We start from the raw sequence: 14,317 nt of genomic DNA, 5'->3' as shown, positions 1-14,317 counted from the left end.
GGCAAGTGCTTATGATTCCGAGCGATTCACTTTCCGCGAAAACCGGCGCAAAAACCGTGTTGTGAGTCTTTGCGGCAACGGTCTTCAGGCCATTGCACCGCCTGAAGTTCAACCATCACTTGAACATCGCAAGGCGCTAATGCATGTTGCGCAGAAGCGCGCCGCGGTTCGGGGACATCGACACGCACCAAAGGCGTTCGCCTGAATGCGTTGCGGCGGGATGCGCCTAGAGCAGCTGTCCGAGGAATTCCTGGACGGCATGGCCCGGCCGGAAATTGCCGAGCCGCTTGATTTCCCAATGCAGCCGGATGCCCGAATTCTCGAGCACCCGCGCGCGCACCGTCTCGCCGAGATATTCGAGGTCGTAGCCGGTTGCGGTGCCGGTATTGATCATGAAGTTGCAGTGCATCGGCGACATCTGCGCGCCGCCGATCATCAGCCCACGACAGCCGGCCTTGTCGATCTCCTTCCAGGCCGATGTGCCATCGGGATTCTGGAAAGTCGAGCCGCCGGTCTTCTCGCGGATCGGCTGCACCGTCTCGCGATGGTTCTGCACGGCCTCCATCGCCGCCTTGATCGCGGCCTTGTCTTCCGGAAACCCCTCGAAGATGGCGGAGGTGAAGATCAGCCCTGCAGGCGCAGACGAGTGGCGGTAGGCATAGCCCATGTCGGCATTGCTCAGCGTATGGAGATTGCCCTTGCGGTCGAGCGCCCGCACCTCGACGACGCGCTCGCGCGTCTCCGTGCCATTGGCGCCGGCATTCATCCTCAGCGCACCGCCGACGGCGCCGGGAATGCCATGATAGAAATGGAATCCACCAATGCCCGCTTCATACGCGACAGCCGCGACGCGTTTGTCCGGCGTTGCCGCGCCCGCCTTGATTGTCGTGGGTCCGGTGACTTCGGCTTCGCCAAAGCCCTTGGCCGACAGTCTGATGACGAAACCCGAGATGCCGCCGTCACGCACCAGTAAGTTGGACCCGACGCCGACGACTGTAAGCGGGATCTCTTCCGGCACAGCGCTCAGGAAAGCGGCGAGATCCTCCTCGTCAGCCGGCTGGAACAGCGCCTCAGCCAGGCCGCCGGCGCGGAACCAGGTGATCTTGTCCATCTCGGCGTTGGGCGTGATGCGACCGCGCAGGCCGGCAAGCCGGTCGCCGAGTTTGTCGATCAATTCCTGCCCGCGCATCATGAGGGCGTCCCGCCGAGTTCCTTGGGCAGCGCATAGGCCCATTGCGTGATGTTGCCGGCGCCGAGGAAGACGACGAAGTCTCCAGGCTTGGCCAGATCGCGAATGGCCGGCGCGATTGCCGCGGCACCGTCGATATGGCGCGCGTCGCGATGGCCGCCGGCGCGGATCCGCGACACCAGCGCGTCGGAGGTCGCGCCTTCGATGGGCTCCTCTCCGGCCGGATAGACCGGTGCCACCATCACCGTGTCGGCGTCATTGAAGCAGACGGAGAATTCCTCGAACAGGTCGCGCAGCCGGGTGAAGCGGTGCGGCTGCGCGATGGCGATGACGCGCCCAGTGGTGGCGCTGCGGGCGGCCTTCAGCACGGCCGCGATCTCGACCGGGTGATGGCCGTAGTCGTCGAAGACCTCGACCCCGTTCCAGGAGCCGGTATGGGTGAAGCGTCGCTTGACGCCGGCGAAGGACGACAGGCCCTTCTTGATCGCCTCTGGCGAAAGGCCCAGCTCATGCGCCACGGCGATCGCCGCCGTCGCGTTGGCGACATTGTGCCGGCCCGGCATCGGCAACCGCAGTCCCTCGATCATCGTTGAGCCGCGCCCCTTGCGGTCGCGGATCACCACGTCGAACACCGACGTCGCCCCTTCAATGCGGTGATTGGTGAAGCGCACATCGGCCTGCGCGTTCTCGCCATAGGTGATGACGCGCCGGTCCTCGATCCGGCCGACCAGCGCCTGCACCTCCGGATGGTCGGTGCACATCACGCCGAAGCCGTAGAATGGCACGTTCTCGACGAATTGGCGGAACGCCTCGCGCACTTTGTCGAAGCTGCCATAGTGGTCGAGATGCTCGGGATCGATATTCGTCACCACGGCGATGTCGGCCGGCAGCTTCAGGAAGGTGCCGTCGCTCTCGTCGGCCTCGACCACCATCCATTCGCCGTCGCCCATGCGGGCATTGGTGCCATAGGCGTTGATGATGCCCCCGTTGATGACGGTCGGGTCGAGCCCCCCGGCCTCGAGCAGTGTCGCCACCATCGAGGTCGTCGTCGTCTTGCCGTGCGTGCCGCCGATCGCCACCGCCTGGCGGAAGCGCATCAGTTCGGCGAGCATCTCGGCACGGCGGACAACCGGAAGCAATTTTTCCCGCGCGGCCCTCAGCTCCGGGTTGGTCTTCTTGATGGCGGTCGAAACGACCACGACTTCGGCCTCGCCTAGGTTCTCCGCCTTGTGGCCGACGAAGCATTCGATGCCCTTGTCGCGCAGACGCTGCACATTGGCGCCGTCCGCCTGATCGGAGCCTTGCACTTTGTAGCCGAGGTTGTGCAGCACCTCGGCAATGCCGCTCATGCCGATGCCGCCGATGCCGATGAAATGCACGAGGCCAATCGTCTGCGGCATCTTCATGCGCGCGTCCTCCTGAAGTCCGAAACCGTTTTGCCGGACGCAATAGCCTCTGTCAGATCGGCGAGCAACCGCGCCGCGTCGGGTTTTCCGGCCGAACGGGCGGCCGCCGCCATGCCCGCCAGCCTGCTGGGGTCGTTCATGAGCCCTCCCACCAGCGCGGCGATCCGCTCGGCCGAAAGCGTCGACTGCGGGTGGAGCTCGGCACCGCCGGCGGCGGCGAGCGCCGCAGCATTCGCCGCCTGATCATGGTCCAGCGCGTGTGGATAAGGAACCAGCAGCGCCGGCCGGCCGATGACCGAGATCTCGGACACCGTCGAAGCGCCGGAGCGCGACATCACCAGATGCGCCGCAGCCATCCGTGCCGCCATGTCGGTGAAGAACGGCGAGACCTGCGCGTCGACCGCAAGCTCGGCATAGACGGCCTTCACCCGCCCGACATCTTCGGCGCGCGCCTGCTGTGTGATCAATAGCCGCTTGCGCTGCGCCTCGGGCAACAATGCGATCGCCGCCGGCACGGCATCGGAAAAGAACTGGGCTCCCTGGCTGCCGCCAAACACCAGAAAGCGGAACGGTTCGCCGTCCTTGGACGGCACATAGGGCGTTTTTGCCGCCTCCAGAACCTGCGGCCTGACCGGATTGCCGGTGGTCACCGTCTTGGCGCCGGCGGCACTCGCGCCTTCAGGCAGGAAGCCGCCGGCAATCGCATCGACACGGCCGGCCAGGGCTTTGTTCGCCCGGCCCATGACGGCGTTCTGCTCATGGATCAGCGTCGGCACCTTGCGCCGTGTCGCCGCATAGAGCGGCGGCAGCGTCGGATAGCCGCCGAAGCCGACCACGGCCTCGGGCTTGATCCTGGCCATGACCTCCCCCGCCTGCCGCACCCCTTGCCATATCCTCCAGAAGGACGAGAGCACAGCGATAGGATTCCTGGAGCCCAGAGTCGCCGATGCGATGGAGTGGACGGCGACGGCAGGGAACTGGCCGGAATAGCGCTCGGCGCGATGGTCGGTGGCGAGATGCACCTTCCAGCCGCGCTCGATCAGCTCATGCGCCAGCGCTTCGGCCGGAAACAGATGTCCGCCGGTTCCGCCAGCCGCAAGCAGGATGACACCCTTCGACATCCAGCCTCATTCCGCCGGCATGGCGCGTTGCGCGAAGACGAAGCCCATCTGCTTGCGCTTTTCAGGCCGCCTGCGCGTCAGCGCCAGCACCATGCCCATTGAGATGGCGATGGCGATCTGTGACGAGCCGCCATAGGAGATGAAGGGCAGCGTCATTCCCTTGGCGGGCATCAGCTGCAGGTTCACGCACATGTTGATCACCGACTGCAGGCCGAAGACGGTGACCAGGCCGCCGACCGCATAGCGCGTGAAGTCGTCATGTTCCTTGAGCGCCGTGTTGAGCCCGCGCAGCACGATGAAGGCAAAAATCGACATGATGAAGAAGCACATGATCAGCCCGAACTCCTCGCCCGCGACCGAGAAGACGAAGTCGGCATGACTGTCCGGAATCACCCGCTTGACGGTTCCCTCGCCAGGGCCGACGCCGAACCAGCCGCCATTGATCAGCGCCTCGCGGCCCATGTCGACCTGGAACGTGTCGCCCTCCCCGGTCAGGAACTTGTCGATGCGCGCGGCGACGTGCGGGAACACCGTGTAGGCGGCAAACAGCCCGGTCGCGCCGGTTATGCCGAGCGCCATGATCCACAGCCACGGCAGGCCGGCCATGAAGAACATGACGCCCCAGGTGCCGGTCACCAGCATGGTCTGGCCGAGGTCGGGCTGGGCAACCAGAAGCGAAACCACGAGGACGAGAAGCAGCAGGGCAAAGAGATTGCCGGGAATGTCCGGCTGGCGCTTGTGCTCGGCAAACAGCCAGGCGCAGATGATGACGAAAGCCGGCTTGAGGAATTCCGAGGGCTGGATGGAGAGGCCGGCGAGCGACACCCAGCGCCGCGCGCCCTTCACTTCGACGCCGACATAGAGCACCGCCACCATCAGCACCAGCATGATGGACAGGATCAGCAACGCCATTCGCCGGATCTGCCGCGATTCGAGAAACGAGACAGCCAGCATCACGCCAAGCGCCGGGATGGTGAAGATGATCTGCCTGGTGGCGAAATGGAAGCTGTCGAGACCGATGCGCTCGGCCACCGCCGGGCTGGCGGCGAAGGACAAAACGATGCCAAGGCCCATGAGCGACAGGAATGCCGCCAGGAACCAGCGATCGATTGTCCACCACCAGGTTGCGACCGGACTTTTGTCGAGACGGCTTTGCATCAACGTGGCCCTCCGATGGGTTTCACCCCATCAATAGCAGTCGCAGCTTGCCTGAAGGCTTCGCCGCGAACCTCGAAATTCTTGAACTGGTCGAAACTGGCGCAGGCGGGCGAAAGCAGCACCACAGCCTCGCCACCGCTATCGTTCGCGGCGTCGCGCGCGGCATGCTCGACCGCAGCGGCCAGCGTGCCGGAGATCTCGTAGGGCACCGCCTCACCGAGCGTTGCGGAAAAGACCGGCGCCGCTTCGCCGATCAGATAGGCCTTGGCGATGCGCGGGAAGAAGCCGCGCAAAGGCTCGATGCCGCCCTCCTTGGGCAGGCCCCCGGCTATCCAGTAGACGCGGCTGAAGCTGGATAGCGCCGGGGCCGCGGCGTCCGCATTGGTCGCCTTGGAATCGTTGATGAACAGCACATGATCCTTGCGGCCGACCTGCTCCATGCGGTGCGCGAGCCCCGGAAAGCTTTCGAGCCCCGCCTGGATCTCGCCGAGTTCCAGCCCGACTCTCAGGCAGGCAGCGACGGCGGCCAACGCGTTCTGCGCGTTGTGCTGGCCGCGCAGCGAACCGATGCCTTCCAGGAAGCCGACGCGGCTGTAGCGGCCATGTACGGCTTCCATCAGGTTGGTGCCGTCGGCGAAGTAGCCGTCGGTCAGCGGCAGACGCTTGGAAATGCGGATGACTTGCTTGCCGGCCCGCTCCAGCCGGTCGGCGATCTGGGCGCACCAGGAATCGTCGACGCCGATGATGGCGGTCTCGCTGCCGGCGACCAGCCTTTCCTTGATCGAGGCGTAATGCGCCATCGTGCCGTGGCGGTCGAGATGGTCGGGCGTCAGGTTGAGCAGGACACCTGCGGTCGGGTTGATCGAGGGCGCCAGATCGATCTGATAGGAGGAGCACTCGACGACATAGTGCCGGTCCGCCTTCGGCGGATCGAGCGTCATGATGGCGCGGCCGATATTGCCGCCCATCTGCGTGTCGCGCCCGGCTGATTTCAATATGTGGGAGGTCAGCGCCGTCGTCGTCGACTTGCCGTTGGTACCGGTAATCGCGATGAACGGCGCCGCCGGCGCCAGTTGGATGCGCTCGCGGCAGAAAAGTTCGATGTCGCCGATCACCTCTACGCCGGCGCCGCGCGCCAGTTCCACCGTCCAATGCGGCTTCGGGTGCGTGAGCGGCACCCCGGGCGACAGCACGAAGGCCGCGAAGCGCGACCAGTCGGCCGCGCGCAGGTCACCGGTTGCGATCCCCGCGGCGGCAGCCTTGGCAACGCTGTCCGGATTGTCGTCCCAGGCAAGGATTTCGGCGCCGCCCTCGATCAGCGAATGCGCGGTGGCAATCCCGGAACCGCCGAGCCCGAAGAGCGAAACGCGCTTGCCTGAGAAGGATGCGGCGGGGATCAACTGGTGTCCTTACCTGAGCTTGAGTGTGGAGAGGCCGACCAGGGCCAGGATGACGGCGATGATCCAGAAGCGGATCACCACCTGGCTTTCGGTCCAGCCGAGCTTTTCGAAATGATGATGGATCGGCGCCATCAGGAACACGCGCTTGCCGGTCATCTTGAAGTAGCCGACCTGGATGATGACCGAAAGGATCTCGACCACGAACAGGCCGCCGACGATGACGAGCACGATCTCGTGCTTGGTGGCGACCGCGATGGTGCCGATCAGGCCGCCCATTGCCAGCGAGCCGGTATCGCCCATGAAGATCGCGGCCGGCGGCGCGTTGAACCACAGGAAGCCGAGGCCGGCGCCGATCACAGCGCCGAGCACGACGGCGAGTTCGCCGGTGCCCGGCACGAAATGGATCTGCAGATATTCGGCGAACACCGCATTGCCCGATAGATAGGCGATGACGCCGAAGGACGCGGCCGCGATCATGATCGGCACGATCGCCAGCCCGTCGAGGCCGTCGGTCAGGTTCACCGCATTGCCGGCGCCGACGATGACGAAGCAAGAGAACGGCACGAAGAACCAGCCGAGATTGATGATGAATTCCTTGGCGAAGGGAAAGGTCAGCGACGAGGAGAACGGCGCCTGGCCGTTGTGCATGATCACCCAGGCGGCGATGCCGGCGATGACGAATTCGATCGCCAGCCGCGCCTTGCCGGAGAAGCCCAGATGCGACTGCTTGGTGACCTTGAGATAGTCGTCATAGAAGCCGATCGAGCCGAAGCCGACGGTGACCAAAAGCACCACCCAGACATAGATGCTGGAGAGGTTGGCCCACAGAAGCGAGGAGCCGATGATGCCGGACAGGATCATCAGGCCGCCCATCGTGGGCGTCCCCGCCTTCTTGAAATGCGTCTGCGGCCCGTCGGCGCGGATGGGCTGGCCCTTGCCTTGGCGCAGCCGCAGCGAATTGATGATCGTCGGTCCGAAGATGAAGACGATGAGCGCCGAGGTGATCAAGGCGCCGCCGGTGCGAAAGGTGATGTAGCGGAAGACATTGAAGGCCGAGATCTTGTCCGCGAAATCAACAAGTAAAGTGAGCATACGCTTCCGTCCCCCGGAGCCCGACCTCAGGTCGGTTCAATGGTTGTGGCTTCCGCCGGAAATTTGCCGAGCAAAGCCTCGACCAGCTTTGAAAATCCGATGCCCTTCGACGACTTGACCATCACCACGTCGCCGGGCTTGAGCGCCGACAGCAGGACCGGCTTCAGCTCTTCCGCTCCGGAGCGGTATTCCGTCTCGACGTCGGCCGGCAGAACCTCGGCCAGCGCACGCATCTCCGGGCCGCCGAGATAGACGTTGCGTGTTCCGGTGCCGATGATGAGCTCGGCGAGCGCTGCATGAAGTTTTGCCGAGTGGCTGCCGAGTTCCAGCATATCGCCGAGCACCGCGATGCGCCGTCCCTCGCCCCATACCGGCGTGGCGTTGAGCAGCGCCATGGCTGCCGCCATCGACGCCGGGTTGGCGTTGTAGCTTTCATCGATCAATGTGATCGGCCCCCTCGGATGGCGCAGTATGTGGCGCCTGCCGCGCCCGCGTTCGGCCGCGAGATCTGCGAGCGCCGCCACCACCTTGTCGAGATCGGCGCCGACCAGTTGCGCAGCGCCCAGCACCGCCAGCACGTTCTGCACGATATGGCGGCCGGGGGCGCCGACGCGAGCAGTCACCTCCCGCTTGCCGATCTTCGCGACGATGTCGGAATGATCGGCATGAAGCTCGCAATTGGTGAGCCGGAAAGTCGAGCGTGCGTTTTCGCCAAAGCCGAAGACATGCTCGATGCCGGCCTCTTTCGCCATTCTGTCGAGCAGCTTCCAGCGCGTGTCGTCGCGGTTGAGTAGCGCGGCGCCGCCGGACTCCACCCCCTCGAAAATCTCGGCCTTGGCATGCGCGATCTCGTCGAGGTTCCTGAAAAAGCCGAGATGGGCGGCAGCAATCAGCGTCACGATCGCGACATGCGGCCTGACCATCTTGACCAACGGCCGGATCTCGCCGGGATGGTTCATGCCGATCTCGAAGATCGCGTAGTCGCAATCGTCTGGCATCCGCGCGAGCGTCAGCGGCACGCCCCAGTGATTGTTGAACGACTGCGCCGAGGCGTGCACCTTCCCGACCGCCGACAGCACATGCCGCAGCGCTTCCTTGGTCGTCGTCTTGCCGGCGGAGCCGGTCACCGCGATGACCTTCGCCCGCGAGCGAGCGCGGGCGGCAACGCCGAGCTTCTCGAGCGCTGCAAGCACATCCTGCACCACGATCATCGGCGCCGTCAGCCTGCCGAGCGAGGGCAGCTTGCCTTCTGCGACCACCAGCACGGCCGCTCCGGCCTTGACCGCCGCGGTCGCGAAATCATGGCCGTCCATCGTCTCGCCCTTGATGGCGAAGAAGGCATTGCCGGGCTCGAGGCTGCGACTGTCGATGGAAATGCCGGTGATTCCTTCCGGCAGCGAGCCAATCGGCCTGCCGCCCATGGCTTCGACCAGCGCGTGCGACGTCCAGAGCAAGCTCATGCGGCGCGCTCCTTCAAGGCCTCGCGCACTTCCTCGTGGTCGGAGAAGTGGAAGGTTTCGGAGCCGATTGTCTGGCCTTCCTCATGCCCCTTGCCGGCGACGATCAGCGTGTCGCCCGCGTGAAGCATGGCCACCGCCTCACGTATGGCCTTGCGCCGGTCGCCGATCTCGATGGCGCCTGGCGCCGCCGCAAGGATTGCGGCGCGGATCGTTTCAGGGACTTCCGTGCGCGGATTGTCGTCGGTTACGATGACGACATCGGCAAGCCGGCTAGCGATCTCGCCCATGATTGGCCGCTTGCCGCGATCGCGATCGCCGCCACAGCCGAACACGACGACGACGCGGCTCGTGGTGAAAGGACGAACCGAGGCCAGCACGTTTTCCAGCGCGTCGGGCTTGTGCGCGTAGTCGACATAGACGGGAGCGCCGGCGGCGGTCGTACCGACGAGATCGAGCCGGCCCGGCGCCCCCTTCAATTTTTCCAGTGCAGCCAAGGCTTTGTCGACGGAAGTTCCAGTCGAGATGGCAAGGCCGGCCGAAACCAGCGCGTTGGCGATCTGGAAATCGCCGGCCAGCGGCAAGTCGATCTCATGCAGAACGCCGTCCACTTCGACCTCGGCGCGCTGGCGATGGCGCTCGTGCTCGACCCGCTTCAACATAAGGAAATCGCCATGGCGGCCGACCGTACGCACGGCCAATCCCGCCGCCCGCGCGGCATGAGCCGTCGGCTCAGACCATGGATCGTCGGCAAAGATGATGGCCGGCGCCCCCCTCGGCAGCAGCGTGTCGAACAGGCGCAGCTTGGCGCGGTGATAGTCCTCGACCGTCGGATGATAGTCCATGTGGTCGCGGCCGAGATTGGTGAAGCCGCCGGCGGCGAGTTTCACGCCGTCGAGGCGACGCTGGTCGAGACCGTGGCTCGAGGCCTCCATCGAGGCGCGGGTGACGCCGGCCTCCGCCAGTTCCTTGAGCAGCTTGTGAAGCGCCACCGGATCAGGCGTGGTCAGCGAGCCATATTCGTTGCGACCAGGGGCCACCACGCCGGTCGTGCCGATCGATGCGGCCGCCAATCCCGCCTGCTCCCAGATCTGGCGGGTGAATGCGGCGACCGACGTCTTGCCGCTGGTGCCGGTGACGGCGACCATGGTTTCAGGTTGTCGGTCGAAGAAACGCGCTGCGCTGAGCGCCAGCGCCAGGCGCGGGTCGTCCACCGCAAGAACCGGGATCGAAAGACCGGAGATTGTGCTGCCTTTGGCCGCCACGATTGCGGCAGCCCCGCGACGAGTGGCGTCCGCGGCATAACTCGCGCCATCCGCCTTGCTGCCCGCAAGCGCGAAGAAGACGACCCCCGGCTTAACCTGGCGAGAATCCGAGGAGAGACCGGTAACCTCCAGAGCGCGGGAAGCTGTTCCCTCGACAGGCAGGATACCGGCTAGATCTTTCAGATGCATCGAGTTCCGTTCACCGCAACAAAATAGCGCGCAGTTGCCGGCGCGCCCCAAGAATCACTGATAGGAAACCAGCGTTGCACCATTTTCATGGCTGAAATCTGGCTTAACGCCAAGCATGGAAGCCGCGCGCCTGATGATGTTTCCCGCCATGATGCCGGCGTTCGAGGCGGCGGTGGCCCCCATGCCGGGCTTTTCCGGCTTCGGTTCGTCGGCGATCGTCAGCACGATGTATTGCGGATCATCCATTGGAAAGGCCGCCACGAAGGCATTGAAATTCTTCTCTTTCGAGTAGCGGCCATTGACCACCTTCTCGGCCGTGCCGGTCTTGCCGCCGACGCGGAAACCCGGAACCCTGGCGCTCTTGCCGGAGCCCTTCTCGGCGTTGAGCGCATAGAGATAGCGCATCCCTTCCACGGTCTTGTCGCTGACCACTTGCTTGGCGACCTCCATCGCCTGCTCCGCGGTGCGCGGCAGGAAGGTCGGCTCGATCAGGTAGCCGCTCATCAGCGCCGCACAGCCAACAGCAGTCTGCAGCGGCGTCGTCGACACGCCGTGGCCGAAGGCGATGGTGATCGAATTGACCTGTTTCCAGACCTTCGGTTCGGTCGGGCGCGCCACTTCCGGCAATTCGGTCTGCATCTTCTCCAGCACGCCGAGGCGATGCAGGAATTCGCGGTGCCCCTCGATGCCCACCGCCTCCGCTTCCTTCGCGGAACCGATGTTGGACGAATAGATGAACACTTCCGGCACCGACAGCACGCGGCCCTTGCTGTGGAAGTCATGGATGGTCTGACGGCCGATGCGGATCGGCCGCGACGCGTCGAAGCGGCTCTCCAGCGTGACCTTGCCGGAATCGAGCGCCATGGCGGTGGTGAAGCTCTTGAAGGTCGAGCCCATCTCGTAGAGGCCGGCCGACATGCGGTTCAGCCGGTCCTTGTCCTGGGCATTGTAGGGATTGTTGGGATCGAAATCCGGGGCCGAGGCCATGGCCAGCACTTCGCCCGTCTTGATGTTGAGCACCACACCGCCCGCCGCGATCGCGTGGAACCGCTCCATGCCGGTGGCCACCTCATCGCGAACCACGTGCTGGACGCGCAGGTCGATCGACAGCTTTACCGGTTTCAAGTCCCTGGCGACGGCCAGTCCCGACGCCTGCAGATCGGTCAGGCCCTGGTCGTCGATATATTTCTCCATGCCGGAGATGCCCTGATTGTCGATATTGGTGAGCCCGACAATGTAGGAGGAGGTCTCGCCGCTCGGATAGAAGCGGCGTTTCTCGGTTCGGAAGCCCAGACCGGGGACGCCGAGCGCCATGATGTCGGCCTGCTGCTTCGGCGTCAGTTGCCGCTGCAGCCAGACGAAGCCGGCGCCGCTTTTCAGCTTGTGATAGGTCTGCTCGTAATCGATCTCGGGGAGCACCGTCGCCAGCTTTTCGATCGCCTCGTCGGCATCGACGATGCGGCGCGGCTCGGCGAACAGCGACGCCGTCTTGATGTCGGTCGCCAGCACCTCGCCATTGCGGTCGACGATGTCGGGCCGCGAAGCCGTAACCCTGCTCTGTGGGCCGCCTGACATGTCCGGGTTCTGCAGGCCAAGATAGACCAACCGGCCGGCGATGGTCGAATAGATGGTGAAGAATACCGCCATCGTCATGACGATACGTGTCTTGGCCTTGCCGCCGGTCGCCTTGCGGGCGGCGTCGACGACGATCGATCCGTCCTCGGTGGGCTTCTTGCGGCGCCTCAGCAGTTCACCGACCTTTGGAAGTCTGCCGATCATTGCGCGGTGCTCCCGGTAACGACCGGATCCTTGCCGGCCGAAGGACCCTTGCCGGAATTCTCGGCCATGGCGCCGGGCTCTTGCGACAAAAGATCCTGGATGTTGACCGGCTTCACCGGCACATCGTCGAGACCACCGATCTGGCGGGCGCTGACCGGCTCGAGCCCGAGCTGCGACTTGTAGGTTTCGGCAAGTTTCTGCAGCCGCGCCGGCTGCGTGAGCAGGCTCCAGTCGGCTTTCAGCAGATCGATCGTGTCTTCCTCATACCGGATCTGCGCCTGCAGCTTCTGCACCGACGCCAGCTGTTCCTCGGCCTCGCGCTTGGTCTTGTAGGTCAACGCCGCCGCCGAGACCATGACGGCGATCAGGACTATGTCGCTGGTACGAAACACGTGCTTACCTCTCCCCCGGCCGCTCGACAGCGGGAAGCTTTGGAAGGCCGAAGATCGAAAAGTCGCCTGCGCGCGCCGGCGCATCGGTGCGGATGGCCGCGCGCAGCCTGGCCGAGCGCGCCCGCGGATTGGCCTCGATCTCGGCTTCGCCTGGGGTGACGCCGCCACCGGATTTGCGGAAGGTCGCCAGCCGGGCCGGCGCGTCGGGCAGGTGGCGCGAGCCGGCCGCCGCATCGGCACGATCGGCGATGAAGCGCTTGACGATGCGGTCCTCCAGCGAATGGAAGGTGACGACGGCAAGCCGGCCGCCGGGCTTGAGTACGCGCTCCGCGGCGAACAATGCCCGAGCCAGCTCGCCAAGCTCGTCATTGACGAAGATGCGCAGCGCCTGGAAGACACGGGTGGCCGGATGGATCTTGTCCTTCGGCGCCCTGCCGATATGGGTGGCAATGGCGTCGGCCAGTTCGAGCGTGCGCTCGAAAGGGCGCTTCTCGCGCCGGCTCTCGATCATGCGCGCGATGCGGCCGGCATGACGCTCCTCGCCGAGGAAGCCGAAGATGCGGGCAAGATCGCCAGCCTTGAAGGTGTTGACGACATCGGCGGCGCTGAGCCCGGCCTGCGCCATGCGCATGTCGAGCGGTCCGTCGGCACGAAACGAAAAGCCGCGCTCCGCCTGATCGAGCTGCATGGAAGAAACGCCGATATCGAGCACGACGCCGTCGGCGCTCTCGACCTGTTCGTCCAGCGTCGAAAACGGCGCCTGCACGAGTCTCAGCCTGCCCGCGGCCTGTTCTTCCAGGGCCCGGCCCGCAGCGATGGCGTCCGGATCGCGGTCGATGGCGACGACCGAAGCGCCGCGCCCAAGAATGGCGGCCGTATAGCCGCCGGCGCCGAACGTTCCATCGACGATTGTCTCTCCTGGCTTGGGCGTCAGCGCCTCCAGCACCTCGGCAAGGAGGACCGGAATGTGGCGAGCCAGTCCGCCAACGGCGTGGGGATCATCGCCGCGGCCAGCCATCATTCCGGTCGCTCCCCGGGCTTCGTCCCCTGCCGAAGCTGCAACAGCCTGGCGCGTGCCTGCGCCCCATAGGCGGCAAGCCGGCCCGGCTCCCAGATCTGGAAGAAATTGCCGCGGCCGACAAAGGCCACCTCCGCCGAGATGCCCGTGTGCTCGCGGATGAAGTCGGTCATGCCGATGCGGCCGTCCTGATCGAGCTTCAGGAACATCCCGTCGCCATGGCAGAAGAACGACATGTCGTCCGCTGTCTGCAGGAAGGGATCCTCGAGCGCTATGCGTTGCTCGTAGCGGTCGAGCAGGTCGAGACCGCCGACGTCCATCGCAGGACGGTCGAGACAGCGCAGCGCATAGAGTTCCGAATAACCGCGCTTCTGCACGACCGAACGGAAATGCGCCGGAACGGACACCCGCCCCTTCGCATCGATCCTGTTGATTGCGTTCGACAGAAATCGGTCCACTACGCGTTACAGCCGCCGTCGCCGCTGTACCCCTTTCCATCTCTATACCCGCGCCGCCGCAGCGCGGTCCCTGCCCTGAACCCACCTTCGCAAGGGCAAAACCCGGCAAACGGGTGGCCGCTGCGGCTGCCCGATTGGCGTACGCTCCACCCTGACACGAAACGAAGGCTTGAGTATCGATATGGGATATCATGGGGCACTATGGGCGTCAACGGGAAGAGGCATCACAAACGCGTTCGACAACCAGGAAGGGCAGGCTACCGGCAAGTCTCGTCTTTATCGTCTATTAAGCCTAACGAAGCGTTTAGAGCCGTCTGGCCCAAAAGGACGCAGCTTGCCGCGGACTGCCGGCGCGCATAGCGTCGAGAGCTTCTGTTCAGCGAAGGATCGAGC

Annotated in this window: 12 protein-coding genes; all 12 read right to left on the bottom strand. The window is 64.9% G+C overall.

Going from position 1 to position 14,317, the window contains the following annotated elements; genetic code table 11:
• Positions 1 to 226: 226 nt before the first annotated feature.
• Genes murB through mraZ form a run of 12 tightly spaced genes read right to left on the bottom strand, consistent with a single transcriptional unit; the run spans position 227 to position 13,924 of the window.
• Positions 227 to 1,192 carry a UDP-N-acetylmuramate dehydrogenase gene (gene murB, locus EJ074_RS26180; RefSeq protein ID WP_095808173.1) on the bottom strand — a complete coding sequence of 322 codons (966 nt, stop codon included), beginning with the start codon at positions 1,190 to 1,192 and terminating at the stop codon, positions 227 to 229.
• Positions 1,189 to 2,595, bottom strand: coding sequence for a UDP-N-acetylmuramate--L-alanine ligase (gene murC, locus EJ074_RS26175; protein ID WP_095808174.1), 1,407 nt, complete (start codon positions 2,593 to 2,595; stop codon positions 1,189 to 1,191). Before murC ends, murB begins: the two co-directional genes overlap by 4 nt.
• Positions 2,592 to 3,716, bottom strand: coding sequence for an undecaprenyldiphospho-muramoylpentapeptide beta-N-acetylglucosaminyltransferase (gene murG / locus EJ074_RS26170; protein ID WP_095808175.1), 1,125 nt, complete (start codon positions 3,714 to 3,716; stop codon positions 2,592 to 2,594). Before murG ends, murC begins: the two co-directional genes overlap by 4 nt.
• Before the next feature lie 6 nt (positions 3,717 to 3,722).
• The gene (gene ftsW, locus EJ074_RS26165; protein WP_095808176.1) at positions 3,723 to 4,874 is read right to left on the bottom strand and encodes a putative lipid II flippase FtsW; all 1,152 of its coding nucleotides are present in this window, start codon (positions 4,872 to 4,874) and stop codon (positions 3,723 to 3,725) included.
• Positions 4,874 to 6,274 (bottom strand): UDP-N-acetylmuramoyl-L-alanine--D-glutamate ligase, encoded by a 1,401-nt coding sequence (murD, locus tag EJ074_RS26160; RefSeq protein WP_095808177.1) that lies wholly within the window; start codon positions 6,272 to 6,274, stop codon positions 4,874 to 4,876. Before murD ends, ftsW begins: the two co-directional genes overlap by 1 nt.
• A 9-nt stretch (positions 6,275 to 6,283) precedes the next feature.
• On the bottom strand, positions 6,284 to 7,366 hold the full coding sequence (gene mraY, locus EJ074_RS26155) for a phospho-N-acetylmuramoyl-pentapeptide-transferase (protein WP_095808178.1): 1,083 nt from the start codon (positions 7,364 to 7,366) through the stop codon (positions 6,284 to 6,286).
• Between the two features lie 26 nt (positions 7,367 to 7,392).
• The gene (locus EJ074_RS26150) at positions 7,393 to 8,826 is read right to left on the bottom strand and encodes a UDP-N-acetylmuramoylalanyl-D-glutamyl-2,6-diaminopimelate--D-alanyl-D-alanine ligase (protein ID WP_095808179.1); all 1,434 of its coding nucleotides are present in this window, start codon (positions 8,824 to 8,826) and stop codon (positions 7,393 to 7,395) included.
• Entirely contained in the window at positions 8,823 to 10,277 is a 1,455-nt protein-coding gene (locus tag EJ074_RS26145) for a UDP-N-acetylmuramoyl-L-alanyl-D-glutamate--2,6-diaminopimelate ligase (RefSeq protein ID WP_095808180.1), read from the bottom strand. Before EJ074_RS26145 ends, EJ074_RS26150 begins: the two co-directional genes overlap by 4 nt.
• Before the next feature lie 54 nt (positions 10,278 to 10,331).
• On the bottom strand, positions 10,332 to 12,056 hold the full coding sequence (locus EJ074_RS26140; protein WP_095808181.1) for a penicillin-binding protein 2: 1,725 nt from the start codon (positions 12,054 to 12,056) through the stop codon (positions 10,332 to 10,334).
• On the bottom strand, positions 12,053 to 12,448 hold the full coding sequence (locus EJ074_RS26135) for a hypothetical protein (protein WP_095808182.1): 396 nt from the start codon (positions 12,446 to 12,448) through the stop codon (positions 12,053 to 12,055). Before EJ074_RS26135 ends, EJ074_RS26140 begins: the two co-directional genes overlap by 4 nt.
• 4 nt (positions 12,449 to 12,452) lie before the next feature.
• Positions 12,453 to 13,469, bottom strand: coding sequence for a 16S rRNA (cytosine(1402)-N(4))-methyltransferase RsmH (rsmH, locus tag EJ074_RS26130; protein ID WP_095808183.1), 1,017 nt, complete (start codon positions 13,467 to 13,469; stop codon positions 12,453 to 12,455).
• Complete coding sequence (gene mraZ, locus EJ074_RS26125) at positions 13,466 to 13,924, bottom strand: division/cell wall cluster transcriptional repressor MraZ (protein WP_095808184.1); 459 nt, start codon at positions 13,922 to 13,924, stop codon at positions 13,466 to 13,468. Before mraZ ends, rsmH begins: the two co-directional genes overlap by 4 nt.
• Between the last annotated feature and the right edge of the window lie 393 nt (positions 13,925 to 14,317).

This window comes from Mesorhizobium sp. M3A.F.Ca.ET.080.04.2.1, from assembly GCF_003952525.1.
Classification (GTDB): domain Bacteria; phylum Pseudomonadota; class Alphaproteobacteria; order Rhizobiales; family Rhizobiaceae; genus Mesorhizobium.
The sequence above is the reverse complement of the archived record's forward strand: the minus strand, read 5'-3'. Positions and strand labels throughout refer to the sequence as shown.

Bases quoted from the DNA above. Each gene is read 5' to 3' on its own strand.
- murB (WP_095808173.1), bottom strand. From the start codon at position 1,192: ATGATGCGCGGGCAGGAATTGATCGACAAACTCGGCGACCGGCTTGCC.
- murC (WP_095808174.1), bottom strand. From the start codon at position 2,595: ATGAAGATGCCGCAGACGATTGGCCTCGTGCATTTCATCGGCATCGGC.
- murG (WP_095808175.1), bottom strand. From the start codon at position 3,716: ATGTCGAAGGGTGTCATCCTGCTTGCGGCTGGCGGAACCGGCGGACAT.
- ftsW (WP_095808176.1), bottom strand. From the start codon at position 4,874: ATGCAAAGCCGTCTCGACAAAAGTCCGGTCGCAACCTGGTGGTGGACA.
- mraY (WP_095808178.1), bottom strand. From the start codon at position 7,366: ATGCTCACTTTACTTGTTGATTTCGCGGACAAGATCTCGGCCTTCAAT.
- EJ074_RS26150 (WP_095808179.1), bottom strand. From the start codon at position 8,826: ATGAGCTTGCTCTGGACGTCGCACGCGCTGGTCGAAGCCATGGGCGGC.
- EJ074_RS26145 (WP_095808180.1), bottom strand. From the start codon at position 10,277: ATGCATCTGAAAGATCTAGCCGGTATCCTGCCTGTCGAGGGAACAGCT.
- EJ074_RS26140 (WP_095808181.1), bottom strand. From the start codon at position 12,056: ATGATCGGCAGACTTCCAAAGGTCGGTGAACTGCTGAGGCGCCGCAAG.
- rsmH (WP_095808183.1), bottom strand. From the start codon at position 13,469: ATGATGGCTGGCCGCGGCGATGATCCCCACGCCGTTGGCGGACTGGCT.